The sequence below is a fragment of the Methanomassiliicoccaceae archaeon DOK genome, from assembly GCA_009911715.1.
Classification (GTDB): domain Archaea; phylum Thermoplasmatota; class Thermoplasmata; order Methanomassiliicoccales; family Methanomethylophilaceae; genus Methanoprimaticola.
Genome location: CP047880.1, coordinates 133,855 through 157,875 on the forward strand (window position 1 = coordinate 133,855; position 24,021 = coordinate 157,875).

30 protein-coding genes are annotated in these 24,021 nt (G+C 61.3%); 20 read left to right on the forward strand and 10 right to left on the reverse strand.

Going from position 1 to position 24,021, the window contains the following annotated elements; all coding sequences use genetic code 11:
• Positions 1-47: 47 nt before the first annotated feature.
• Genes mutM through JS82_00680 form a run of 3 tightly spaced genes read right to left on the reverse strand, consistent with a single transcriptional unit; the run spans position 48 to position 2,176 of the window.
• Positions 48-884 carry a bifunctional DNA-formamidopyrimidine glycosylase/DNA-(apurinic or apyrimidinic site) lyase gene (gene mutM, locus JS82_00670; protein ID QHK16735.1) on the reverse strand — a complete coding sequence of 279 codons (837 nt, stop codon included), beginning with the start codon at positions 882-884 and terminating at the stop codon, positions 48-50.
• A 7-nt stretch (positions 885-891) separates the two neighbouring features.
• Positions 892-1,536 carry a radical SAM protein gene (locus JS82_00675; protein QHK16736.1) on the reverse strand — a complete coding sequence of 215 codons (645 nt, stop codon included), beginning with the start codon at positions 1,534-1,536 and terminating at the stop codon, positions 892-894.
• Positions 1,502-2,176, reverse strand: a complete 675-nt coding sequence (locus tag JS82_00680) for a TetR family transcriptional regulator (GenBank protein ID QHK16737.1) — start codon at positions 2,174-2,176, stop codon at positions 1,502-1,504. The genes JS82_00675 and JS82_00680 overlap by 35 nt, the downstream gene beginning before the upstream one ends.
• Positions 2,177-2,370: 194 nt before the next feature.
• Between JS82_00680 and JS82_00685 the strand changes: the two genes are divergently transcribed.
• The 4 genes from JS82_00685 to JS82_00700 all read left to right on the forward strand — a co-directional run bounded on the left by JS82_00685 (position 2,371) and on the right by JS82_00700 (position 5,317).
• Positions 2,371-2,760, forward strand: a complete 390-nt coding sequence (locus tag JS82_00685) for a cupin domain-containing protein (protein ID QHK18339.1) — start codon at positions 2,371-2,373, stop codon at positions 2,758-2,760.
• Between the two features lie 82 nt (positions 2,761-2,842).
• The gene (locus JS82_00690; GenBank protein ID QHK16738.1) at positions 2,843-3,547 is read left to right on the forward strand and encodes a carboxymuconolactone decarboxylase; all 705 of its coding nucleotides are present in this window, start codon (positions 2,843-2,845) and stop codon (positions 3,545-3,547) included.
• Between the two features lie 157 nt (positions 3,548-3,704).
• Positions 3,705-4,463 (forward strand): hypothetical protein, encoded by a 759-nt coding sequence (locus JS82_00695; GenBank protein QHK16739.1) that lies wholly within the window; start codon positions 3,705-3,707, stop codon positions 4,461-4,463.
• Positions 4,464-4,537: 74 nt separating this feature from the next.
• On the forward strand, positions 4,538-5,317 hold the full coding sequence (locus tag JS82_00700) for a hypothetical protein (protein QHK16740.1): 780 nt from the start codon (positions 4,538-4,540) through the stop codon (positions 5,315-5,317).
• 202 nt (positions 5,318-5,519) lie between these two features.
• Here JS82_00700 and JS82_00705 read toward each other — a convergent pair whose 3' ends face one another.
• Positions 5,520-5,825: a hypothetical protein gene (locus tag JS82_00705; GenBank protein ID QHK16741.1), complete on the reverse strand. Its 306-nt coding sequence runs from the start codon at positions 5,823-5,825 to the stop codon at positions 5,520-5,522.
• Positions 5,826-6,268: 443 nt separating this feature from the next.
• Here JS82_00705 and JS82_00710 point away from each other — a divergent pair, with 443 nt between their 5' ends.
• The 10 genes from JS82_00710 (at position 6,269) to JS82_00755 (ending at position 12,810) form a co-directional block, all read left to right on the forward strand.
• Positions 6,269-6,769, forward strand: a complete 501-nt coding sequence (locus JS82_00710; GenBank protein ID QHK16742.1) for a hypothetical protein — start codon at positions 6,269-6,271, stop codon at positions 6,767-6,769.
• Between the two features lie 4 nt (positions 6,770-6,773).
• Positions 6,774-7,295 (forward strand): tRNA (cytidine(56)-2'-O)-methyltransferase, encoded by a 522-nt coding sequence (locus JS82_00715; GenBank protein ID QHK16743.1) that lies wholly within the window; start codon positions 6,774-6,776, stop codon positions 7,293-7,295.
• Complete coding sequence (locus JS82_00720; GenBank protein QHK18340.1) at positions 7,285-7,857, forward strand: HDIG domain-containing protein; 573 nt, start codon at positions 7,285-7,287, stop codon at positions 7,855-7,857. Before JS82_00715 ends, JS82_00720 begins: the two co-directional genes overlap by 11 nt.
• Positions 7,858-7,915: 58 nt before the next feature.
• On the forward strand, positions 7,916-8,227 hold the full coding sequence (gene trxA, locus JS82_00725) for a thioredoxin (protein ID QHK16744.1): 312 nt from the start codon (positions 7,916-7,918) through the stop codon (positions 8,225-8,227).
• Positions 8,227-9,111 (forward strand): FAD-dependent oxidoreductase, encoded by an 885-nt coding sequence (locus tag JS82_00730; protein QHK16745.1) that lies wholly within the window; start codon positions 8,227-8,229, stop codon positions 9,109-9,111. Before trxA ends, JS82_00730 begins: the two co-directional genes overlap by 1 nt.
• Entirely contained in the window at positions 9,108-9,620 is a 513-nt protein-coding gene (locus JS82_00735; protein QHK16746.1) for a helix-turn-helix domain-containing protein, read from the forward strand. Before JS82_00730 ends, JS82_00735 begins: the two co-directional genes overlap by 4 nt.
• Positions 9,621-9,737: 117 nt before the next feature.
• On the forward strand, positions 9,738-10,154 hold the full coding sequence (locus JS82_00740) for a helix-turn-helix domain-containing protein (GenBank protein ID QHK18341.1): 417 nt from the start codon (positions 9,738-9,740) through the stop codon (positions 10,152-10,154).
• Positions 10,155-10,158: 4 nt separating this feature from the next.
• A complete protein-coding gene (locus JS82_00745) occupies positions 10,159-10,413 on the forward strand; it encodes a hypothetical protein (protein ID QHK16747.1) in 255 nt (84 codons plus the stop codon).
• Entirely contained in the window at positions 10,406-11,959 is a 1,554-nt protein-coding gene (locus tag JS82_00750; protein QHK16748.1) for a tRNA uridine(34) 5-carboxymethylaminomethyl modification radical SAM/GNAT enzyme Elp3, read from the forward strand. The genes JS82_00745 and JS82_00750 overlap by 8 nt, the downstream gene beginning before the upstream one ends.
• Positions 11,960-12,021: 62 nt before the next feature.
• Positions 12,022-12,810, forward strand: a complete 789-nt coding sequence (locus JS82_00755; GenBank protein QHK16749.1) for a metalloregulator ArsR/SmtB family transcription factor — start codon at positions 12,022-12,024, stop codon at positions 12,808-12,810.
• Here JS82_00755 and JS82_00760 read toward each other — a convergent pair whose 3' ends face one another.
• Complete coding sequence (locus tag JS82_00760; protein QHK16750.1) at positions 12,811-15,012, reverse strand: CDC48 family AAA ATPase; 2,202 nt, start codon at positions 15,010-15,012, stop codon at positions 12,811-12,813.
• An 87-nt stretch (positions 15,013-15,099) separates the two neighbouring features.
• Between JS82_00760 and purS the strand changes: the two genes are divergently transcribed.
• From purS to purQ, 3 genes are read left to right on the forward strand one after another with little or no spacing between them, the layout of a single operon-like run.
• Positions 15,100-15,339, forward strand: coding sequence for a phosphoribosylformylglycinamidine synthase subunit PurS (gene purS / locus JS82_00765; protein ID QHK16751.1), 240 nt, complete (start codon positions 15,100-15,102; stop codon positions 15,337-15,339).
• 4 nt (positions 15,340-15,343) lie between these two features.
• The gene (gene purL, locus JS82_00770) at positions 15,344-17,674 is read left to right on the forward strand and encodes a phosphoribosylformylglycinamidine synthase subunit PurL (protein QHK16752.1); all 2,331 of its coding nucleotides are present in this window, start codon (positions 15,344-15,346) and stop codon (positions 17,672-17,674) included.
• Positions 17,675-17,685: 11 nt separating this feature from the next.
• Complete coding sequence (gene purQ, locus JS82_00775) at positions 17,686-18,486, forward strand: phosphoribosylformylglycinamidine synthase subunit PurQ (GenBank protein QHK18342.1); 801 nt, start codon at positions 17,686-17,688, stop codon at positions 18,484-18,486.
• 106 nt (positions 18,487-18,592) lie between these two features.
• Here purQ and JS82_00780 read toward each other — a convergent pair whose 3' ends face one another.
• The 3 genes from JS82_00780 to JS82_00790 form a co-directional block, all read right to left on the reverse strand.
• Positions 18,593-19,249, reverse strand: a complete 657-nt coding sequence (locus tag JS82_00780) for a DUF120 domain-containing protein (GenBank protein QHK16753.1) — start codon at positions 19,247-19,249, stop codon at positions 18,593-18,595.
• Between the two features lie 123 nt (positions 19,250-19,372).
• Positions 19,373-19,738, reverse strand: a complete 366-nt coding sequence (locus JS82_00785) for a hypothetical protein (GenBank protein QHK16754.1) — start codon at positions 19,736-19,738, stop codon at positions 19,373-19,375.
• Positions 19,739-19,761: 23 nt separating this feature from the next.
• The gene (locus tag JS82_00790) at positions 19,762-20,340 is read right to left on the reverse strand and encodes a DUF998 domain-containing protein (protein ID QHK16755.1); all 579 of its coding nucleotides are present in this window, start codon (positions 20,338-20,340) and stop codon (positions 19,762-19,764) included.
• Between the two features lie 81 nt (positions 20,341-20,421).
• Here JS82_00790 and JS82_00795 point away from each other — a divergent pair, with 81 nt between their 5' ends.
• Positions 20,422-21,186, forward strand: a complete 765-nt coding sequence (locus tag JS82_00795) for a GTPase (GenBank protein ID QHK18343.1) — start codon at positions 20,422-20,424, stop codon at positions 21,184-21,186.
• Between the two features lie 188 nt (positions 21,187-21,374).
• Here the strand turns inward: JS82_00795 and pan are convergent, their stop codons facing one another.
• Positions 21,375-22,580, reverse strand: coding sequence for a proteasome-activating nucleotidase (pan, locus tag JS82_00800; protein ID QHK16756.1), 1,206 nt, complete (start codon positions 22,578-22,580; stop codon positions 21,375-21,377).
• A gap of 114 nt (positions 22,581-22,694) precedes the next feature.
• On the opposite strand from pan, the gene JS82_00805 reads away from it, so the two are divergent.
• Entirely contained in the window at positions 22,695-23,171 is a 477-nt protein-coding gene (locus JS82_00805) for a TIGR00270 family protein (protein QHK18344.1), read from the forward strand.
• A 2-nt stretch (positions 23,172-23,173) separates the two neighbouring features.
• Here JS82_00805 and JS82_00810 read toward each other — a convergent pair whose 3' ends face one another.
• Positions 23,174-23,692: a DUF2240 family protein gene (locus tag JS82_00810; protein ID QHK16757.1), complete on the reverse strand. Its 519-nt coding sequence runs from the start codon at positions 23,690-23,692 to the stop codon at positions 23,174-23,176.
• 155 nt (positions 23,693-23,847) lie between these two features.
• Here JS82_00810 and JS82_00815 point away from each other — a divergent pair, with 155 nt between their 5' ends.
• Complete coding sequence (locus JS82_00815; protein ID QHK16758.1) at positions 23,848-24,018, forward strand: DNA-directed RNA polymerase subunit K; 171 nt, start codon at positions 23,848-23,850, stop codon at positions 24,016-24,018.
• Positions 24,019-24,021: the final 3 nt, after the last annotated feature.

The window sequence follows — 24,021 nt, forward strand, 5'->3', positions numbered from 1 at the left end:
GACTCACACGGACCGTGCATCCCGGTTCCACTGAGGGTGCGATGCAGTCAGCATCCGCGCTGTCTCTGGCATGAGGGACATGATACGCTGCTCCTCCCGCCGATGACCCTGCGGACGAGGGTCGTCCCGCAGACGGGACAGGGCTCGCCGCCATGGGCGTATATGCGGATGTAGGGGGTGTTGCGGTACTCCCTGCCCCTGCCCTCGAGCCAGTCCTCGGCGGAGATCTCGTTCTTCTCGACGAAGAACTCCAGTGTGCGCGGAATCTCATCCGCAAGGTGTGTCCAATCCCCGTGTCCTAGCAGATTGGCGGGACACGCTGGGTCGATGCCGGTGGCGAACAGGATCTCGTCGGAGTAGATGTTGCCTATCCCCGCGACCACGCTCTGGTCGAGGAGACATTCTTTGATAGCCCTCCTGCTGCTGCCGATGCGGCCCTCCAGGTATTCCGCGGTGAATGACGGGTCGAACGGCTCCGGTCCCAGCTTCGACAGGCCGGTGCAGTCGTCGTCCTCGCCCTCTGCGAGGAGCCAGAAGCGTCCGAAACGGCGGGTGTCGGAGAACCGCAGCTCCATGCCGTCGTCAAGACGCACGACGATGTGGGTGTGGGGGTCTTCAGGGCGGTCATGCGGGGCAACCACCAGGCACCCTGTCATGCGCATATGCATGACCATCCTTTCTCCGTCGTCGAGCTGGGCGGTCAGGATCTTGCCGCGACGGGTCAGGTCGGTGAACCTTCTGCCCGTCAGGCGCTGTACGAACCTGTCCGGATCCGGGCTCCCGATGACCTTGGGGTGTCTGACCGATACGGAGGCCACCCTGCGGCCTACGATCTGCGGTCCCACGACACGTCTGACAGTCTCTATCTCCGGGAGTTCGGGCATTCGGATCTCAGCTCCTCGATGACTTCCTTATCCGCTCGTGGTAGAAGTAGTTGACAACGATCGGAGGGGCGTCGAACGGCCTGGACATGCTGTCGTCGTTGGTCACGTACTCGAGTCCCTGATCCTCGGAGAATCTGCGCATCTCCTCGTCCAGGTCCTCCCAGTAGCTCAGGTCCCTGCGGTTGTATATGCGGTCGTACAGGGGGACTAGGTCCGGGCGCTTCTCCGCGATGTAGCCCAGTATGTCCGATTTGAACGACCCTCTCAGATTGAGGTTCTCCAGCCAGATCATGTTGCATATGTCCTTCGCACGCAGCACGATCTCCCGCGGGTCGGTTATACCCGGGAAATTGGGGGATATGAAACACGTCGTGCGGATGCCTGCGTCATGGAATCTCCTCATGGCCTCCAGACTCCTCTCCACGGGCACAGCCCTGTCCATGTCTTCGCGGAACCCCTCGTCCAAGGTGTTGATGGACCAGGAGACGCGGGCGTCGGGGAACGAGGCTATGAGGTCCAGGTCGCGGAGGACCAGATCGGATTTGGTGGCGATGCTGATTCTCGCTCCGCTGCCCTGCAGCTGCTTGAGCAGTGCGTGCGTCCGCCCGTGTTGACGATCACCTGGCGGCTCCCCCGTTTCCGTCGTTTGCATCCGGGCAGTATCTGTCCAGGCACATGACTATGAAGTCGCGGATGGCCTCCCTGAAGTCCAGCGGGTCCGTGCTGAGGTTTGCCATGTCCAGGGCCTTCCAGGCAGGGGGGCTCTTCAAGCAGTACGCGTTGAGGCCAACGGCTTGGAAGTACACGGTCGTGTACAGTTTCGTGGCCGAGTCCCTGTCGATGTGCAGCTGCCCCTGCAGCATGTCGAGGATGCGCCCGAGGTCGTCGTAGTACTGCCTCTTGTACAGTGCCAGACGCTCCACGGATACGTTGGTCTCGATGATGGACAGCAGGATGTCCCCGTACCTCAGGAAGTCGCGGTGCGCGTTGAGAATGCCCGCCCACACCTCCGCGAAGACGTTGAGGGGATACGAGCATCCCTCGGGGAAGGCGGCCATCATGGCGTCGAAGTACTCCTTGCGCTTGTCGGAGGACAGCTCGAGGAAGATCTCCTCCTTCGTGGCGGCGTACTTGTATATCTGGGTGCGGGAGCAGCCGAGGGCATCCGCCAGGGCCGAGAGGGTGATCCTGTGGTAGGGTTCGCGGTTGAACATGGCGTCCGCCGCATCCTTGATCTCCTGCATGCGCTGTTCCTTCTGCTCGTCGCTCCTGGCTCTCTTGAAGTCGCTCATCGTACTGTCCCTTCCATCGGGATGACTAATGATAAGGCTGTTCAGATATTTTATCTTATAAAACAAAAGATATTTTAACAAGATATTAAGATTTATCATGTACTTTATACGGGAGAACATCCCGAGAGGTTGAGAACATGGACACGAAAGCCGGTGCATCGAAGGATGACAAGTGCGCGGATGCCAGAGGAGGGATGTTCGGACTGGGGGAGCCCAACGACGCCTTCGCCCAGTACTTCATAGGCCAGAGCTATCTGAGCATCCTCACGAGAGAGGGCGTGTTCACAGCCAACGTCACATTCGAGCCCGGATGCAGGAACAACTGGCACATCCATCATGCCGAGACCGGCGGGGGACAGATCCTCCTCTGCACCAGCGGCAGGGGATGGTACCAGGCGTGGGGGGAGAAGGCCAGGGGGCTGCATCCCGGCGACGTCGTGTACATCCCCGCAGGGGTAAAGCACTGGCACGGTGCGGCCAGGGACAGCTGGTTCTCGCACGTGGCGATCGAGGTCCCGGGCAAGGGCACCCGTAACGAATGGCTCGAGCCCGTGGACGACAAGCAGTACGCGGAGCTTGAGTGATTCCAGCCATCCGGCGTAGAGCGCGGCCATGGCGCATGGGATGCCGGATCGTCGAGACGAATGTAGACAGGAGTGGGTCGAAATGAAGCATGCTTCGTTTTTCAGAGATCAGGACAAGGAGATCTCGGGTATAGTCTCGAGGTTCCTGGACGAATCCATGTCGGAGTCCGGCGACGCACTGGATGCGCGCAGGGCGCATCTCGCCGTGCTGGCGTCGCTGATCGGATGCCAGGGGCTGGACGCGTTCCGTGCGGAGCTCGCGGTGGCGCTGGACGACGGGCTGAGGCCGGAGGAGGCCAGGGAGGTCGTCTGCCAGTCGATCGCGTATCTGGGTGTCGGGAGGTCCGCGCCGTTCGTCACCGCAATGTACGACGTGTTCGCCGAGCACGGCGTCAAAGCTCTGGAGAGCGCTGGGATGCTGCCGGACGACGAGAGGGTCGGACGCGGGTCCAGTATCCAGGCGGAGATGTTCGGGGATTTCATGAAGGATGCCTGGAAGGCGGGGACCGTCAACCGCTGGCTGGCGGCCAACTGCTTCGGGGACTACTACACCCGTGGGAATCTGACCCTGGCGGATCGCGAGATGGCCACGTTCTGCTATCTCATGGCGCAGGGAGGCTGCGAGCCACAGCTCGAGGCGCACATCAAGGGGAACATGAACATGGGGAACGACACGGGGGTCCTGCGCGAGGTCGTGCTCCGCTGTCTTCCGTATCTGGGGTATCCGCGCAGCCTCAACGCCATGGCGTGCATCGCCCGTGTGGAAGCCGAGGGGCAGGAGAGTTGAGGAGGATGCTCTCCTGTCTCTCGATATATACCATGACGTCCAAGATATGTATCACTATGTAATGTAAGCAGGAAAGCTTCAACACACACGTATCACGTTTCCCATTCAAGGTGTTCGTCTGAAAGGATCTGGTCGCGGGGATGGTGTCCATGAGGAGATGGAACGCTACAGGGACGCCATCGACAGACGGTCCAACGCCCGCATGGCCAGGGAGGAGGCTGACGGCACCGTATTCTTCAAAGGTCCCGTCGAGACCCTCACCCAGGAGCTGAAGCTTGTCGACGGGGACCTGATCCTCATACAGTGGGTCGCCGGAGGTGACAGCGACGGCGGAGACAACCACGGCTACAGACTGAGGAGGCTCGACGGCTACAGGTGGGGCAGGAGGACCATAAGGATGTCAGGAGAGTTCCACTACCAGTGGGCGGTGAACCTGCACCGGGTGAACGTGCGGAAGGCCCGCATCGTCAGGAAGACCGTCCGTGTCAGGCTCCCGGTCGAGAACGAGCACATCCTCAGGGCGGAGTTGGAGAGGGCACTCCGTCGGTCCGAGACTGTTGGCCGGACCCCGGCATCCGTCAGAGCCGGCCAGTACCTCGAGATGGAGATCGCCCCGATCGGGCGCGCCCTGGCGATCACCGCGAGGCTTCCGGGGAAGGCGGTCCACTGGATCCGCTACAGGGATGTCGACGGGGTGCTGCTGGGATTCGAGGAGTCCGACGGGAAGCACTATCCCTGCTACTCGTTCTCCCTTCCCGACGGGACCGAGACCGTCAGAGTGGACACCCATGCTGCCGTCGAGGACCTGGTGGACGAGCAGATGGCGATGCGCATCCTGCACAGGAAGTGCCCGAGGGACGTCAGGGTCAGGTGCTCCAGGCGCGATCCCGGGGACAGCCGCTGCGTCTACGTCTGATTCCCGACTATATACGGTATGGAGAATCCCCAGACAACCATCAACTAAGCGTCCGTGCATTTCGTGACGGTCGCATGTTCGGTGGTTCCAGAGAGCGCAGGGAGAAGGCGATGGCCGACTACCAGGCACGTATCCGTTCGAGGATGGACGAGGAGGTCGGAGAAGGCACCGTGTTCTTCTGCGGGCCTGTGGAAACCCTCCGCAGGGAACTGAAGCTCACTCCGAAGGGCGATCTGGTGTACATCGAACGTGTGTGCACCGGAGCCGAGGACATGGATGAGACGAGGGCGTACAAACTCATAAGGCTGGATTCATGGGAGCTGACCGAAAAGGGGTTGAAGTTCTCGGGGGAGTTCATGTACGACCACGATGACCATCTCTGGGGCGTTAGAGACAGTCGTTCCCGTCCCGTTCGCAGGAGGATCAGGGTGCCGCCGCCTCTGGAAAACGTCGATGCGCTACGGGATGTTCTGGGCACGATTTCCAAGTCATCAGGGGCATGCACCTCCGGCGGGGAGTCCGGAAGTCTGTTCGTGGAGATGGAGGTTCTCGAGCCGATTGCGGGAATCGGTCTCTCGACGGTTGCGCCACCCATATGGCTCTCGTCTGCACTGCTTTATGCCAGAACCGAAGGGGCCCTCGAAGGGTTCGAGGTCATAAGAGGCAGGCACCATCCAAGGTTCAGTTTCACCGACAGGGGAGGTTCCAGGCACTCATCTGTCGATCTGCGCCACCCTCTGGAGGACTCATACGATGACGTGGTCATCATGCTTATGGTCCGCGGTGACTTTCCTCGCAGGATCTCTGTGAGGTACAGGCGCAGCAATCCTGATGATTGTTATTGCGAACTATGATAGTCAAGATGACGTCGATTAACATTATACTTGAAATATTCAATTATCTAACCATGTTAAAAACATATTCGATAGTGATTAATTTATAAAACAGACAATTGTTTAAAAAATCACTATCGATAGTAACTTAGTGACAGTCGTGAGCAGATGATGCTTCTATGACTTGTCGTTTTTTTTGCAAAATGTAAGGTCTTCAGGGGCATTAGAGGAGTTTTCTGAGCTCCTCTATCTTCCCAGCGAGGTCGTCGATATACCGCGAGATCTCGTTCATGAATCCGTCGTAGCGGTCGGTGACGGTGGCGCCGTCGGGCGTGGCGTGGATGATCCCCTGCTGTTCGAGAAGTTTCAGGGAGTACCTCACCCTGTGCTTCGGTATTCCCGTCATCTCCGACAGTCTGATCAGACCGACGGGCTGGTTCTCCCTGACGGTCTTCAGGATGGATATGTGCCTCTCAAGGAGTTCGACGTCCTCACTGAGCGATCCGACTGGATCTCTGTTCTCAGTCATGTGACGTCATACCTCCGGCCATAATCTCCGATAATGGATTGAAAAGGAAGGGTTTGAGGAAGGGTCCCGGCTCAGCGGCCGTACCACTTCTGCTTGCCCCACTTGTTGTAGTTTGCCCACCATCCCTGGACGATGGATCCGCAGCAGTCCAGAGCCTTCTGCTCGGCGTCCGGGCCCTTGTAGGTCTTGTGGCAGTTCAGGCACTGCCACACGAGTTCGGGCTGTTTCTCAGCTTTCATCGGCGTGGAATTAGGGAGGACGATATTAAAGCTTACGCGTCATCTGGCGCTGGCACAGCAGTCCGGTCAATGACCCAGGGTACGTAAATCCGACAACCCGGGCGGCGTTCCGTCGGTTGTCAATCTGCATCGTCCGTTCTATGGACTGGCAATGTGGCTGGTCAAAAAATTCATTATATACTTTCGAACCCATCAACTAGGACCATGAACAGAATCAAGGTCATCAACGAACCGTCTGAGCTGGTCCCGATGCTCAGGTCCGTTGATACACCCGTCAAAAGAGACGTTTTGAAAGAGGTGACCTTGGAGTGGAGAACAGCGGACGAGATCGAGCAGAAATACGGTCCCGAGGGCAGGGACGCCATCATCTTCTTCGAGAAGATGAAACTGGTCGAGACACGCTGGCTGTCCAAGGACGGAGGGTACCCGGAGAAATCCTACCACACCTACTACACGTCTTTCAGCATCAACGCCCAGTGGCCGGTATATGAGATCAGCGATGTTCTCACCGCGGCGATGATGAGCGACGAGGAGTACGCGGAGATCGAGACCAAGATCCTAGAAGAGGTGGGGAAGGACGGAAGGTTCTCAGGCGACATAGCCGAGTCCCTGGGCCTCTCCTCAACTATGCTGAAGAGCCTTGTCCGCAGGTCCGTCAAGATGGATTACCGCGGACACAGGATAGAACTGATCCACGAAGAGTAAGCCGATGTCCAACATCTGGATTATGAGGATCGGCCATCGCCCCCAGAGGGACAAGAGGGTGACCACGCATGTGGCGCTCTCCTCCAGGGCCCTCGGGGCGAAGGGCATCTACGTGGATACCGAGGACCCCGTGCTGGAGGAGAACGTCCGCAGCGTCGTCCAGAGGTTCGGGGGAGACTACTCCATCAAGACCGGAGTGAGCTGGAAGGAGGCCACGAAGGACTTCCAGGGCAAGGTCGTCCATCTCACGATGTACGGTCAGAGGGTCGACGAGGCCCTGCCCAAGATCCCCCGCGACGAGGACATCATGATCATCGTCGGGGCGGAGAAGGTCCCGGCGGAAGTCTACCAGCGCGCGGACTTTAACGTGTCCGTGGGGAACCAGCCACATTCGGAGATTGCGGCACTGGCGATCTTCCTGGACAGGTTCACAGAGGGCAAGGCCCTGTACGCGGACCGCGGGGGAGAGCTCGAGGTGGTGCCGAACGAGAGGGGGAAGACTGTTGTCGAGCACCATACCGAATGAGACGGAATGCGTCGAGCTCCTCATCGAGGCGGGATGCAAACGCAGGGTCATAATACACTGCTGCACCGTGGAGGCCGTGGCGAAGGAGATGTCGTCCCGCATCGCGGGGGTCGACAGGGACCTCGTCCTCGCAGGATCGCTCCTCCACGACATCGGCCGCTCGGTCGACCATTCGATCATGCACGCCTACATAGGGTCGCAGATCGTGAAGGGTCACGGGCTGTCGCCGGCACTCGTCGACATCGTTCGCAAGCACACCGGCGCGGGTCTCGACGACGAGGATGTGGCCGAGATGGGCCTGCCCCAGGCGGACTACATGCCGAGGACGCTGGAGGAGAAGATCGTCGCCCACGCGGACAACCTGGTCAGCGACAACAAGGTGGTAACCCATCTGCACTCGGTTGAGAAGCTGAGGAACAAGGGTGCCGACCGCGGCGCAGACAGGATCGAGGCGCTGCACAGGGAGCTCTCCGAGCTCTACGGGGAGGACCTCGATGTGCTGCCGGACCGCATCGGCCAGTATCCGGACCTTCCGCTCGCCAGGAGCTTCGACCTGGTCTGAGGTCGGAGGCTGAAACTTCTTTTTTAAATCATATTCACATACGGAGTCAGTGATTCAAATGGTTACAGAGCTCAACGAATCCAACTTCGATTCCTTCGTGGAGTCGAACCACATCGCCATCATCGACTGCTGGGCGCCCTGGTGCGGACCCTGCAGGCGCATGGGACCCATTATCGAGGAGGTCGCCAACGACCTCGCCGGAAAGGCAGGGGTCGCTAAGCTCAACACCGACGAGAACCAGGCCATCGCGGTCAGGTTCAACATCAACGCCATCCCCACGCTCCTCGTCTTCAAGGACAGGGTCCTCGTCGACGCGCTCGTGGGACTCAGGCCCAAGGAAGACATCCTGTCGTACGTGAGCGGTCTCTGATGGAGACAGACGTACTGGTCATCGGATCCGGGCCCGCGGGCATCCAGGCCGCGATCCACGCATCGAGGCGCAAGGTCTCCGTCGTAGTCGCCGGGAGGCCGTCCGCCAGCGCCGCCGCCGGCACGGAGGTGGACAACTACTTCGGTACAGGGCTCGTGTCGGGCGACAGGCTCATCGAGGAGGGCGTCCGCCAGGCCGAGTCCACAGGGGCCGTCTTCTCAGGACAGAACGTCATCTCGTCCTCCCGGGACGGGGAGGCGTTCCGCTTCGTCCTCGAGGACGGCACGGAGGTGGTCTCGAAAGCAGTGGTCATCGCCACCGGGATATCCAGGAAGAAGCTGGGGATCCCCGGGGAGAAGGAGCTCTTCGGCAAAGGCGTGAGCTACTGCGCGGTCTGCGACTGCAACTTCTACAAGGGCCGCAGGGCCGTCATCGTCGGGAACGAGTCCGAGGCGGCGACCTCGGCGGAGATGATGACGGGATACGCCTCGGAGACGTCCTGGGTCGCCTGGGATGTGCAGGCCAGTCCTGTTCTGGTGGAGAAGGCGGAGGCGGCGGGGGTCAGGTTCTACGGCTCGAAGCCGCGCGCCATCGTCGGTGAGACCAAGGTGGAGGCGCTGGAGCTCGAGGACGGCACGACGATCCCCACGGACGGGGTGTTCATAGAACTCGGCGCCAGATCAGCGGCGGACATAGCCATGGACCTGGACGTGATGCCCGAGATGGACGACACCATCAAGGTGGGCACCGACTGTGCCACCGAGGTCCCGGGGGTCTACGCATGCGGCGATGTCACGGGCAAGCCGTGGCAGGTCGCCAAGGCCGTCGGCCAGGGCTGTGTGGCGGGAACCAACGCCGCGGCATTCGTGAAGGGAGAGAGATGACTGTTTCCGATCTAATCAACGGAATGCTCAGGGAGGACGGGGGGTTCCAGAAGGCCTTCCGCAGCATCCTCGACGACGAGCTGAACATGTCTCTGAACGAGTTCTGCCAGCTATCCGGCATCTCGCAGAGCACGATGTACAAGATACTGGAGGACAAACGCGAGCCAAACCTTCGCACCGTGCGCCAGGTGATCAAGAGCCTGAAGGTCCTGATGGAGCCGGAGGACTCCCACTTCATCGGGGTGATCGCATTCACCACGGTCCTGGAGAACCTCCCGAAGTCCATAGACATGGACGGGTTGACCGTGAACGTCAGGGAGTATCCGGTCTCCACGGTGGAGGACGCCATCATCGCGGCCGTCCGCGCCGAGCGCGACGGCGCCCTTGGGGTCGTGTGCGCGCCCATCGTCGCACCCACCATCGAGAAGATCCTGTCCATTCCGGTGTCCCGTGTCATACCCACGACAAGCGTCCTGCTGGCCATCGACAGGCTCAAGGACCTGGTCTGAAAACCCCTTCCCAATAACATTTCAGTTTAGCTACTCTAATAATAAGTTAATATACCAGCTTAACCGTGGTCATCTCTCGGTACCATGTTCGAGCTGCAGGTCGTTAGCAACACGCCCATGACGGGTGTGGACGATGTCAACGTCGTCGCCGAGACCCTTCTAGTGCAGATTGGATACCTTCCCAAGGGGTACGATCCCAAGACGGGTGCGATAACCGTGAGGGACAGCGTGCCGTACCGCCTGTTCATGGACCATCTGATGGCCCACCCCTCCAAGGCCTGGACCGTCGAGGAGCTGGCATCGCTCCTGGGGACCACCAAGCCCACCATATACAGGCACATAAACAAGCTCAAGTCGATGGATCTGCTGGAGGCCATGGACGTCGAGTACGACGGGCAGATCCGCAAGGGGTACCGCATAAGGTTCGGGGATCTGGTCAAGGCCTGGAGCTTCACCGAGGCCAACGTCAACATGGCCATGGAGAACTACCGCAAGACCATTGTCCATTTCCAGGAGCTTTCTCAGAAGAGGTGATTCGATGGAGAACGAGTACGTGGTCGCGCCCGGCGCGAGGTTCGCTGTTTCTTGGAGGTACTCCCGCGACGAGTGCAGGGAGTTCGAGGGCGTCTACAAGGGTCTGTCGGCCATCGGGACCGACACCGCCATGGTCTTCGACGTGGACGGTACCGTCAGGTTCCTCTCCGCATCATCGATCGTGTGCATGGACCAGCTCGAGGCTGCTCCTGAGAAGAACGACAAGAAGTCCGACGCCGGCAGCGTTTTCTATGGCTGAACCGGACATCGTCGCGTTCTCGCGCGAGATCATCGACGCCGTCAAGACCGGCAGGGTCTCGGACCGCGACCAGCTCCAGAATCTCAAGCTGAAGCTCTGCAAGGCCTACGGCTTCGGGGACGTGCCTCCGAACTCGGACATCCTGGCCAACGTCGAGCCCGGGGAGAGGAAGCTGCTCACCCCGTTCCTGGTCAAAAAACCGACCCGTACCATCAGCGGTGTGGCCGTGGTCGCGGTGATGACGTCGCCGCATGACTGCCCCCACGGACGCTGCTCGTTCTGTCCCGGCGGCGTGCAGAACGACTCGCCGCAGTCCTACACGGGCAAGGAGCCGGCGGCCAGGAGGGCGGGGCGGAACAGGTTCGATCCGTGGATGCAGGTCACCGACAGGGTGACCCAGCTCACAGAGATAGGGCACAAGACGGACAAGATAGACCTGATAATCATGGGCGGCACCTTCACCAGCCGCGAGCCCGAGTACCAGGAGTGGTTCGTCCGCAGGTGCTTCGACGCTCTCAACGGCGTCGACTCAGATACGCTGGAGGAGGCGCAGAGGCTCAACGAGTCGTCCGAGCACAGGTGCGTGGGGCTCACCGTGGAGACGCGTCCTGACGTCTTCACCCCGGAGCAGATCGAGAGGGTGATGGGGTTCGGAGCGACAAGGGTGGAGCTCGGAGTGCAGATCCTCGACGACGACGTGCTCGCAGGGGTGGACAGGGGACACGGTACCGCGGAGGTCCGCAGATGCACCCGCGACTGCAAGGAGCACGGCCTCAAGGTATGCTATCACATCATGCCGGGGCTGCCGGGGTCATCGCCGGAGAACGATCTCCGCTGCTTCAGACGGGTGTTCGAAGACCCGGACTACCGGCCGGACATGCTGAAGTTCTACCCGGTGCTCGTGGTGGAGGGCACGAAGCTCTACGACATGTGGCGGAGGGGCGAGTACTCCCCGTACCTGGAGGACACCGCCACCGAGCTACTGGCACAGATGAAGCAGCTCGTCCCGGAATACGTCCGCATACAGCGCATACAGAGGGACATCCCTGTCACGGAGATCTCCGCGGGCATACACAAGAGCAACATCCGTCAGCTGGTGGCGGACTACATGCGCGACAACGGGATGGAGTGCAGATGCATCCGCTGCAGGGAGGTCGGCCACAAGGGCACAGTCCTGAGGGACCCGTCCAAGGTCGTCCTCAAGGACACGGTGTACGACTCATGCGGCGGAACTGAGCACTTCATAGCCCTGGAGTACGAGGATGCCGTGGTTGGCTACATAAGGGTGAGGCTGGACTCCAACCCCGAGGCGACCATCAGGGAGCTCAAGGTCTTCGGCAAGGTCGCATCCATCGGCGACGAGGGCGAGGACTGGCAGCACAGGGGCTTCGGAAGGGAGCTCGTGGCCGAGGCCGAGAGGGTGGCCCGCGAGGCCGGCAGGACGAGGATAAGGGTCACCAGCGGAGTCGGCGTCAGGGGCTACTACAGGTCCCTGGGCTTCGACTACGACCTTCCGTACATGGCGAAGGACCTCCGATCCCGGTAAGCTGTTTAGCAAATCCGTATATACGGATATTCTGTTTAAGCAATCACTTAAACAGTGACACCATGGACGACATCACAGGCATCCTGAGGGCTCTATCCGATGAGACCAGGTTCTCGATCGTCACGATCCTGCTGAACCACGACATCTGCGCAGGAGCTGTCGCCAGGAGGCTCGGGGTGTCCGACGCCGCCGTGTCCCAGCATATGAAGGTGCTCCGCGACGCGGGGCTGGTCGAGTCCGAGAGGCGCGGATACTTCACGCACTACCGCGTGAACGTCGGTCTTCTCGAGGAGACCGCCGCCAGTCTGTCGGAGATGGCCGGATGGGTCCGCAGCCCATGCGACCCGGATCTGGAGGGATGCACCGAGGTCAGACGCGGCAGATGCCCAGCGGATAAGTGCAGCGGCGGATGTCCGAGGTCGGACGGCGACAGGTGCCCGGGATGCACAATGGGGTCATGCAATTCTGGAGATGCGACAATGAAGGTAGCAGTGACATATGAGAACGGGGAGATCTTCCAGCATTTCGGCAGGACCGAGCAGTTCAAGGTCTACGAGATCCAGGACGGGAGGGTGGTCTCCTCGGAGGTCGTCGGGAACGAGGGCAGGGGCCACGGCGAGCTGGTCGGGGTGCTCAGGCAGCTGGGGGTCTCCGTGCTCATCTGCGGCGGTCTCGGGATGGGTGCCAGGCAGGGCCTGGAGGCATCCGGTATCAGGGTCTGCTCCGGCAACGTCGGAAGTGCCGACGACGCCGTATCGAGGTTCGCCGACGGCACTCTGGAGATTCACTCCGAGGCCACCTGCCACCATCATGACGGCGAGGAGCACCAGTGCACCTGCGGCAGGCACTGATCATCCGTAGAACGGGATGGTGTCCCAGCTGGTGCGGCGCTTCTTGATGTCGCGACCCATCTTCCGGTAGTTCTCGAAGAGGGCCTCGTCCACGGACGGGCCGACCCTCTCCAGCGCTCTGACGAAATGGGCGGTCGTGACGCGTTCTGCGTCACGGTCCTCGCGGTAGGCGCACAGACCCGCCTCCCTGCAGAGGGCGGCGAGGTCTGCGCCGACATAGCCGTCCGTGACAGAAGCGAGCCATCCCAGGTCCACGCCGTCTAGGGGCATGCCCCTGGTGTGGACCTCAAGGATGCGCAGGCGGGAGGCCTCGTCGGGCTTGCCCACCAGGACCATCCTGTCGAACCTGCCTGGCCTCAGGAGGGCCGGGTCGATCATGTCGGGCCTGTTGGTGGCCGCCATCACTGTCACGTTCTTCATGCTCTCGACACCGTCCATTGATGTCAGGAGCTGCGCCACAACCCTCTCCCAGGCGGATCCGTCGCCCCCGCCGCGGATCGGGGCGATCGAATCGATCTCGTCGAAGAATATGATGCAGGGGGCCATCTGCTTGGCCCTTTTGAATATCTGACGAATGGCCCTCTCGCTCTCGCCCATCCACTTGTTCGCGACCTCCGGGCCGTTCACCGAGATGAAGTTGGTCCCGGACTCGTTGGCTATCGCCTTGGCGATGAGGGTCTTCCCGGTCCCGGGCGGGCCGTAGAGCAGGATGCCCCTCCCGGGCTCGATCCCCAGTCTCTCGTACGCCTTGTTCCCCTCCTCGGGGACGAAGACCTCCTCGATCTCCCTGCGGACGTCGTCCAGTCCGCCCACGTCGTTCCAGGTGACCTTGGGGATCTCCACGAGGACCTCCCTCATGCCGCTGGGTTCGACGTCGTTCAGGGCCTCGCGGAAGTCGTTCATGGACACCCTCATGCCCTCTAGTATCTGGGACGGGACGGGTTTGTCCAGGTCTATGGAGCTCATGCGGGAGCTGAGGCAGCGCATGGCGGCCTCCCTGCAGAGGGCGGCGAGGTCCGCACCCACGAACCCCTGGGTCAGTCCCGCAAGGACATCGACGTCCACATCGTCGGTCAGCGGCATGTCCCTGGTGTGCACGTTCAGGATGTCCGCCCTGCCTTTGCGTCCCGGGACACCTATCTCTATCTCCCTGTCGAACCTCCCAGGCCTCCTCAGAGCGGGGTCTATGGAGTCCTCTCTGTTTGTCGCGCCGATCACGATGACGTTCCCGCGGTCGCCGAGGCCGTCCATGAGCGTCAGGAGCTGGGCCACGACCCTCCTCTCGACCTCGCCGGACACCGAGTCCCTGTTCGGAGCGATGGAGTCTATCTCGTCCAGGAACACTATGCTCGGCGAGTTCTCGGAGGCCTCCTTGAAGATGTCCCTGAGCCTCTCCTCGCTCTGGCCGTAGTACTGGCCCATGATCTCGGGACCCCTCACAGAGTAAAGCGAAGCCCCGGATTCGTTGGCCACGGCCTCTGCGATGAGGGTCTTCCCGGTCCCGGGCGGGCCGTAGAGGAGCACGCCCCTGGGTGCGCCTATGCCGAGCCTGTCGAACAGCTCGGGGTGCTTGAGGGGCAGCTCGATCATCTCCCTGATGCGCTTCAGCTCCTCGTCCAGGCCGCCGACGTCGTCGTAGGTGATCTGCTGGCCGGTGTTCCCCTTCTTGGTCTTCTCCTTTCTCGGGGAGTCCCTGAGGACGATCTGCGTGCCCCCGGTGACGAGGACTGGCCCCTGGGGGACCGTGGAGACGACGGTGAAGGTCGACCTGTTTCCCATGAGGGCTATGTTCGGGACGATGATGTCCGTGCCGGCGACCAGGGGCCTCGCCATGAGTCCCCTGAGGAAGATGTCCTCGATGCCCTTCTCGAACTTGATGGTCTTCCCCTCGGGGATGTTGGGTGCCAGGACGACCTGCTCCGCCATCAGGGGGTCGCACCTCCGGACCGTGACGTTCTCGTCGACGCTGACGCCGGCGCTGGTCCTGGTCAGACCGTCTATGAAGATCATCCCCTTGCCCTCGTCCTCCGGATCGCACTTGAACACCTTGGCGACCACCTTCCTCTTTCCCACTATCTCTATGGTGTCGCCTATGTCGAGTCCCAGCGCCCTGCGGGACTCCGTGTCTATCCTTGCGCGGCCGTACCCGGCCTCGGACTGCCTCTGGGCCATGCCGACCTTGAGGACGATGGATTCTGTCATCGTCCGCCGTATTGGTCTGGCACATCATAAAGCACACGCGCGTGCCCGCGCGTAGGGTTAATAAGAGAGGGGAACCATGGCTTCAGCATGACGATCGTCGAGATCAGAATCGAGCTCAAGAAGGGGGTCGCGGACCCCGAGGGCAAGAACACAATGAAGACCCTCCAGTCCCTTGGCTTCCAGGGGATCTCCGGGGTCAAGACCGTGAAGCTCTTCGAGGTGGAGCTTGACGCCCCCGCCGACAAGGCCCAGGCCGAGGCGGAGGAGATGTGCAGGAAGCTCCTGGCCAACCCCGTGATCCAGAACTACCGCGTCACCGTGAGATGATACGATGGCCGGACCGATGATCAAACGCGACGTTCCGTTCGAGCTGTACGACGTGGACATCCTGTCGGCCTCGGACGACGTCCTGGTATCCGTCTCGAAGGACATGAGCCTCGGGCTGTCCCTCGACGAGATGAAGAGGATCAGAGAATACTTCAAGGCCGAGGGCAGGAACCCCACCGACGTGGAGCTCCAGGCGCTCGGCCAGGCATGGAGCGAGCACTGCTGCTACAAGAGCTCCAAGCCCATCCTCAAGGAGTTCGTCTTCGGGCTGGACAGGGAGGACATCCTGTCCAGGGGGGACGCGGGCGTCATGGTCTTCGATGACGATTACGGCTACGCCCTGAGGATCGAGAGCCACAACCATCCCTCCGCGATCGAGCCCTACGGCGGCGCGGCCACAGGGATTGGGGGCATCCTGAGGGACGTCGTCTGCATGGGCGCGCAGCCCATCGGGCTGGCGGACCCTCTCTGCTTCGGGCCCATCGACAGGAAGGGCGATCTCCCGCCGGGGGTCAAGCATCCCAGGTACCTCGTCAGCGGCGTCGTATCGGGGATCAGGGACTACGGGAACCGCGTGGGAATACCCACGATCACGGGAGGGTTCTTCTTCGACGAGAAGTACACAGGCAACTGCCTGGTCAACGTCGCCTGCCTGGGAATCGTCAAGCGCGACGACCTGGCGAAGAACTACGCCGGGGGCCCCGGCGAGGTCATGATCCTGATCGGCGGACGCACCGGGCGCGATGGGATCCACGGCGTGAACTTCGCATCCGCGGACCTCACCGCCACATCCGACGAGGACTCCAGAGGAGCCGTCCAGCTGGGCGACCCCATCACGAAGGAGCCGGTCATGCACGCGTGCTTCGAGGTCAACGCCAGGCACCTCATCACGGGGATGAAGGACCTGGGAGGCGGAGGACTGAGCTGTGTCGTGGGCGAGATGGCCCTCGACGCGGGCTGCGGTGCCGATGTGGACCTGGAGAACGTGCCCCTGAAGGAGCCCGGACTGGCCCCGTGGGAGATCTGGGTGTCCGAGTCCCAGGAGCGCATGATGTGCACATGCAAGCCCGAGAACGTGGAGGAGGTCCTGCAGATCTTCGAGATGTGGGACGTCCTGGCCACGCCCATCGCGAGGACCACCGACCAGAAGCGCACCCGTCTGTTCTGGAACGGCGAGATGATATTCGACATGGACCTGGAGTTCCTCACAGGCGGCCCCGTCTACAACAGGCCCTATGTGCTCCCGGACGTGTACACCAAGGAGAGGGAGAGGTTCCCGGAGCTGCCAGACGACAGAGAGGTCATACTGGACCTCCTTTCCGACCCCAACGTGGCCTCCAAGGAGTGGGCCATCAGGCAGTACGACCACGAGGTCCGCGCATCCACCGTCGTGCACCCGCTCGTCGGACCCCTCAACGAGGCCGGACCCGGCGACGCGTCCGTCCTCATGCCTGTCCCCGGAAGGTGGAAGGGCCTTGCGGCGGCCATCGGATGCAACCCGTGGTTCACCGAGGCCGATCCGTACAAGGGCGGGATGGCATGCATCGACGAGACCTGCAGGAACCTGGTCGCCGTCGGCGCCAGGCCGAACGCTTTCACGGACTGCCTCAACTTCGGCAACCCCGAGAAGCCCGAGAGGCTGGGCGAGTTCAGGGAGGCGGTCAGGGGCATTGGCGAGATCGCCAGGGCCCTGAACATCCCGATACCCTCCGGAAACGTCAGTCTCTACAACGAGGCCCCCGGAGGACATCACATCCTGCCGACGCCCATGATACTCGGCTGCGGACTCATCGACGACGTCAGGAAGGCCGTGACCGCCGACTTCAAGAAGATCGGCAGCTGCATCTTCGTCGTCGGGAAGACCCGTGACGAGATGGGCATGTCCCTCCTGTTCAGGAGGTTCGGCGGAGAGCAGGGCGCTGTGCCCGGAGTCGACGTCGACGCCCTCAAGAGGTACATGGACGAGCTGCTGCAGGCCATGGACGAGGGCATCGTCCTGAGCTGCCACGACTGCTCGGACGGCGGCATCGCCGTCGCGGTGGCGGAGATGTGCATCTCCGGTCACGTCGGGGCCGAGATCACTCTGGACGGGATCGACGGAATGGATCTCAGGAGGAAGCTGTACTCCGAGAGCAACAGCCGCTGGATCGTCGAAGTCGACGGCATGGACGTCACCAGGTTCACGGAGATCATGGGCGACGACGCCGTCCTGCTCGGAATCACCAAGGGCGACGGTCTGAAGATCAAGGACAACGGCACGTTCGTGCCGCTTGACGAGATGAGGCGTGCATGGAACGACCCCATCTGGAACATCATGGGAGGTGCTGCGGAATGAAGCCGGAAGACGTGAAGGTGTGCGTTGTCAGGATCGAGGGTACGAACTGCGAGGACGAGATGGCCTACGCGTTCAGATCCGTCGGCGCCCAGGCCGAGGAGGTCCACCTCAAGCAGCTGATCAAGCAGGCGCCGGCCGGCATGTGCCGCGACCTGGAGGACTACGATGTCCTGGCCTTCCCCGGAGGGTTCTCCGCGGGCGACTACGTCCGCGCGGGAGCGATCTTCGCCGCGAGGATAAAGGCGGCGATCGGCGGGGAGGTCAAGAGGTTCGTCGAGGCGGAGAAGCCCGTCCTGGGGGTCTGCAACGGCTTCCAGATCCTGGTCGAGATGGGACTGCTCCCGGCCTTCGAGGAGACGATGACCGAGCAGCCTGCCGCGGCCCTGTACACCAACGATTCCGGAAGGTTCGAGTGCCGTCCGACGGTACTGAGGAACGACAACCGCGGGAAGTGCATGTTCACCAGAGAGATCCCCGAGAAGAGGATGCTGATGATCCCGTCCGCTCATGCGGAGGGGAAGCTGATGAGCATGGACCCCGACTTCGTGCAGAAGCTCGAGGACAACGACCAGGTCGTGTTCAGGTACGTCTGTCCCGACGGATCCAAGGCCGTCTATCCCTGGAACCCCAACGGGTCCCCCTCGGACATCGCGGGGATCTGCAACCCTGCAGGTAACGTCCTGGGCATGATGCCGCACCCGGAGCGTGTGATCACGAGGTTCACGCATCCTGACTGGACCCGCGGATACACCGACGAGGAGGGTGACGGCAAGGTCATCTTCCGCTCGGTGATCTCGGCTCTCACAAACTGATTTTCAAAGCCCCCGGGCGACCGGGGGCGAACATATGGACGGTCGGACGAGCAGTCCTGCCGGTGATAGTTTCTGAAGAATCCTGCATTCGCCACAGGGGAGGCGGTCAGATGTTGACCTTCACATCGATGTGGTCGCCATCCTCCAGGCTCAGTGTCCTCCTGAGGTGGTACTGGCAGATGATCTCGATGGTGTCGACGTAATGCGACCTCTCCGGGACGACGATGGCGCAGTCGATGTTGCGGATCTTGGCCTTGTAGGCGATGACCTCCCCGAAGCTCCTCCCGTCACTGGAGAAGCCGTTGATCGTGATCCCGGCGATGCTCCTGACGACGTCCAGCTTGCCGACGTCCTCTGGGTCGACCTGGATGTTGAGCGTTCCCTGGAAGGGGGTGAATCCGAGCTTCGACTGGAACTGGGTCTTGTACCCGTCCTGGCAGATGTAGTATCCTCCCTCGCCCATACCGGACACGACATTGCCGTGTATGGTGATGTGGTCGGTGAGCTCGAAGATCCTGCGGTACTCGTTGTACTCCTTCTTCAGGTCGTCGATCCCCTTCTGGGTGAGCTTGATGCGCTGTCTGCGGGCCCCCAGGTCACGGACGATGTACTTCTCGTCCAGAAGCTCCAGGATCCTCTTGGATGCGGACTGCTGGCTCATCTCCAGTGCCTCCCCTAGCTCTCTGGAAGAAATCGCTATGTAATCGTCCATGGCTCCTAGCAGGGCGAGCTTCCTGAGTGCGAAGGAGTACTTCTCATCCATGGGTGGGGGAATCTGTTCCGCCGATTTAAACGTACTGAGAACTCGGTAGATGGGGTTTCCAGCAGGCGCTTTTCAGAATAATCGGATAAGAAAGGAAAGGCCCCGAGGGGCCTGTTTTCCGGGTCAGATCCTCTGGGCGTCGACCCACGTGGTGACGGTGGGGCAGGCGGCGAAGAGGATGTTGACGGCGCCGATGACGGCGAGCACGAGGTTCAGCCAGATGTAGGATCCCTCGTAGAGGATGGACAGGATGACCACGGCCTCGCAGACGGCTGCGAGAACGAGGATTGTGCTGCCCTGGACGGGGGTGAACTTGGTGAATCCTCCAGCGACGGCGAAGAACATGCATGCGACGAGCAGGTTCAGTCCGACGAGCGGCATGGAGTCGAGGGTTCCGTCCCAGGCGGCGGCGACAGCGCACAGAGCGATGATGCCTCCGATGAGACCGAGTGCGGCTCCGAAGACCATTTTCTTTGGAACGGGTGTCATTTTGGTACCTTCCTTTGATTGATTTACGCCTTCTTCGGAACGATCATCTTGGCGCTGATGGCAGCGAGCCAGACGATGCCGCAGGCGACGGTGATGACCTCGAGTGCCGCGATGCTCATTCCGACAGCGCATCCGAGGATGATCAGGATGAGGACGACTGTGATCGCGGAGTTGATCCTGGCTCCGTCCCTCCAGTCTCCGATGGCCGAGAGGACCATGGCGATGAACAGGAACAGGAAGAGGAGGATGGCGATGGTGTCGTGCGTGTTGCCGTTTCCGAAGTCGCTGTGGATGTATCCGGCGAGGATCAGGAAGATGGCGGAGATGGCGAGGATGCATCCGCTGGCGCGGTTGCACTCGGTCTCGCAAACGGCTTTGCCGAGTCCGCACACGAACACGAGGATTCCGACGATCATGCATCCGTAGTTGAAGAGATCAGCCGACATCTGGACGTCGGAGATGCCCAGGTCGGACAGCATGTTCTCCCCGTAGACCCAAGCCGAGTCGCCGTTGATCGCGACGATGAGAACGACCGCGAAGGCGAATGCGGCGAGCAGCCCGATAGCCGCGAACGGTCCGGGGTGGCGATTACTCACATTCATGGAGGACGTGTAGAAGTCCAATTTTTATATTGATTTCGTCCGTGGGGGTAATGTGGCTCTTGCCATCGGAGTGTGGATTTGGTGAAGAACCTGTTCTTCGTGGGAACCGCGGGCAGCGGTAAGAGCACCCTGGTGGGTGCGTACAGGGATTGGCTCGACGACGCGGGAGTCGACTCCATCGTGATCAACATGGATCCGGGCGCGGACTCGGTCCCCTACGAGCCGGATGTGGACATCCGCGAGTGGATCTCGCTTGACGAGGTCATGCAGGAGTACTCCCTCGGGCCCAACGGCGCCCAGATCGTCGCCGCGGACCTGATGGCCGTGAACATCCGCAAGATGATGGACGTCGTCAACACCTACAAGACGGACTACGCCCTCATCGACACGCCCGGGCAGCTAGAGCTCTTCGCCTTCAGGGAGTCCTCCGAGGTGACGGTCAAGGCCTTCGGGAGGGACGACTCGATGATCGTCTACCTGTCCGACCCCTCGCTCTGCAGGTCCCCCAACGGATTCATCTCGGCCATGACCCTCGGCGCCCTGGTCCAGTTCAGGCTCCAGCTCCCGATGCTGAACCTCCTGTCCAAGTGCGACACCCTGTCGGAGGACGACGAGCAGAGGATGCTCGACTGGTACTCGGTGCCGGATGTCCTCTACGGCGATCTCCTCGACTCCGATTCCATCCCCCAGACGGTCGTCGGCATGGAGCTCTTCAAGGCCATGGAGAACACCGGCGTGTTCGGGGAGATAAGGGCGGTGTCCGCTCAGGACTTCATAGGTCTGGAGGAGATCTACGCCGCATCCCAGCTGACGTTCTTCGGCGGAGAGGACAACGAGAGAGAGTGACGCTGAGTCCCGTCCCGCGGTCGGTCAGGTGCAACCCGGTCCGAAACGCGCGGAGAACGGGGTCAGTAAAGTCAGAATGAGAGGATGACGGGTCTGGCGGTTCTCCCGTCGCCCGTCATCCTTGGAGTTTCATACCATGGCCCGCAGGGGTCATGGCCGTTTCTTTGCTTGCTTCCCGCGGTCCGGAATCATCCGAACATGTACGCGGGGGCGGGCTTGGCCTTGTTCCTGCCTGCCTCGAGGACCTTGTCCTTCGCGTTAAGGAAGTCCTTCTCGGTGACATGGTCGCGGTCGTTCCTGATCGCGAGCATTCCGGCCTCGGTGCAGATGCTCTTGATCTCGGCACCTGAAACGCCCTCCGTGATCTCGGCGAGCTTCTTCGCGGAGACCTTCTTGTCGACGTTCATGTGGGCCAGGTGGATCTCGAAGATCTGCTTTCTGCCGTCCACGTCGGGCAGTCCGACGTCGATGATCCTGTCGAACCTTCCGGGCCTCAGGAGAGCGTCGTCCAGGATGTCGGGCCTGTTGGTGGCGCCGATGATCTTGACGTCGCTGGTGGGGGTGAAGCCGTCCAGCTCGGACAGCAGCTGCATGAGGGTCCTCTGGACCTCCCTGTCGCCGGACGTCGCCACGTCGAGCCTCCTGGCTCCGACCGAGTCGAGCTCGTCGATGAAGATGATGCTGGGGGCCTTCTCCTTGGCCAGCTGGAACAGCTCGCGGACGAGTCTGGCACCCTCCCCGATGTACTTCTGGACCAGCTCGGACCCTACCAGCCTGATGAACGTGGCCTGGGTGGCGTTGGCGACGGCCTTCGCCATGAGGGTCTTGCCCGTTCCGGGGGGACCGACGAGGAGCACGCCCTTGGGAGGCTCTATGCCGACCTTCGCGTAGAGCTCGGGTCTCAGCAGGGGGTCCTCCACGGCTTCGCGGAGCTCCAGCATCTGCTGCTTCAGTCCGCCGATGTCCTCGTAGCTGACGTCGGGCTTGTCGATGATCTCCGCACCGGAGACGACAGGGTCGATGGGTGCGGGGAGAACGCTCATCACGGAGAGGGTCTGCTTGTTCAGCGACACCCTGCATCCGGGGACCAGGTCGCTCTCAGGCACGTACTCGGAGACCGACACGACGAAGTCGGGTCCCGTGGAGCTCTTGACGACAACGCGGTTGTCGGGCAGGACGTCCTTGACGGCGCCTATGATGAGCGGCGGGCTCTTGAGTCTCTCGAGCTCGTTCCTGAGCCTCGAGATGTCCTTCTGCAGCCTGAAGAGCTCACTCTCGGAGTAGCGCTTCTCGGTCTCGGCGTTCTGGAGGTCCTCCATAAGCCTGACGTTCCTCTCCTCGAGGGTCACAATCTTCGCCTTCAGTTCAGCGACCTCATCGTTCGTGTCCGTCATGTGTCCTCCCCCGGGGCAATGAGGCGCACGTTATTAATCGTTTGTCAATACCACGCGTGCCCGGTACCATAGTTAAATAAAAGCGCGGGTATCAGAGGGGCCATGATTTGCGAGATGTGCGGCAAGGACGTTCCGCAGACACGTGCGGTCATCGTCGAGGGTACGAAGCTCAACGTCTGCCCCGGATGCGCCAAGTTCGGAGAGGACTACAGGTCCCCGTCAGCCGGAGGCGCTCCTGTCAGCCAGACCGTGATCGACCAGAGGCTCGAGAGGCGCGAGAGGAGGATGAAGTCCAAGGACATCTACGCCGGGACCACCTCCGTCGAGCTCATCGAGGACTACGGCGGAGCCATCAGGGAGGCCCGCGAGGCGAAGGGGATGGACCTCGAGCAGTTCGCGGCATCGATCCAGGAGAAGAAGGGTCTGCTCGCCAAGGTGGAGGCCAACAACCTCGTCCCCGACGACAAGCTCATCAAGAAGATCGAGAAGGCCCTGGACATCAAGCTGATGGAGACCGTGCAGTCCGGCACAACCGTCGGCGGGTCCAGGTCCGACAAGATGACGCTGGCCAACTTCATCAAGAAGGAGTGAGTTCAGCTACCTTTGACCGAATCATAAACGGCGTCGAGGTAGGGGGAGACGTCAGCACCCGCGTCCCTGAGGACGATGAGGGCGGCGACCCCTATCTCGATGTCCAACCTCTTCTGTATCCTGTTGCAGCTCTGGATGAAGTCCCTGCGCTGCATCCCCGCTTCCACGGCCCTCTCCATGAGCATCGGGAACACGTCCGTCGCGTCCGCCTGGGCTTTGGAGGAGGCCTTGTTCTCGGACGTCTGGCTCTTTGATCCGTGAAGGGATTCCACAAGTTCCTTCGGCGGTCTGTACGCAAGGGGCAGGTCGATGGCCCCGAGATCCGATGCGGGGCGGATGTACCCGTCCTTCTGGGTCACGACGCCGGCCCTGACCATCGCCGACAGCAGGAGCTTCGAGTCCGAGGGGGACATCCATTTGAGTTCGAGGGAGGTGCCCATGACGAACTCCTCCGGTGTTGTCACATCCTTTCCGATGCTGCGGAAGTACGCCGCGGCACAGACTGTCAGCTCGTCTGCCATGTCGCGGAGGATGCGGTGCTAATTGAAAACCCTTGTCCGCCGTTCGGCCGCTCTATATATTACGCGCGTGCGTTATTAGTTATTTCCACTAACAAGTAGGGATAGGTTTATATGCACCATCCTTAATGGGGCGGACATCCCGTATGGTGACCCATATGAAGTACACAAGATTCGAGAAGGCAAGGATCATCGGCGCCAGGGCGCTGCAGATCTCTTATGGAGCCCCCGTGCTCGTGGACTATCCCGAGGACATGCTGGACCCCATCGACATCGCCATGCTGGAGTTTGACAAGGATCTCATTCCTATCACTGTCGTAAGAAACTAAAGG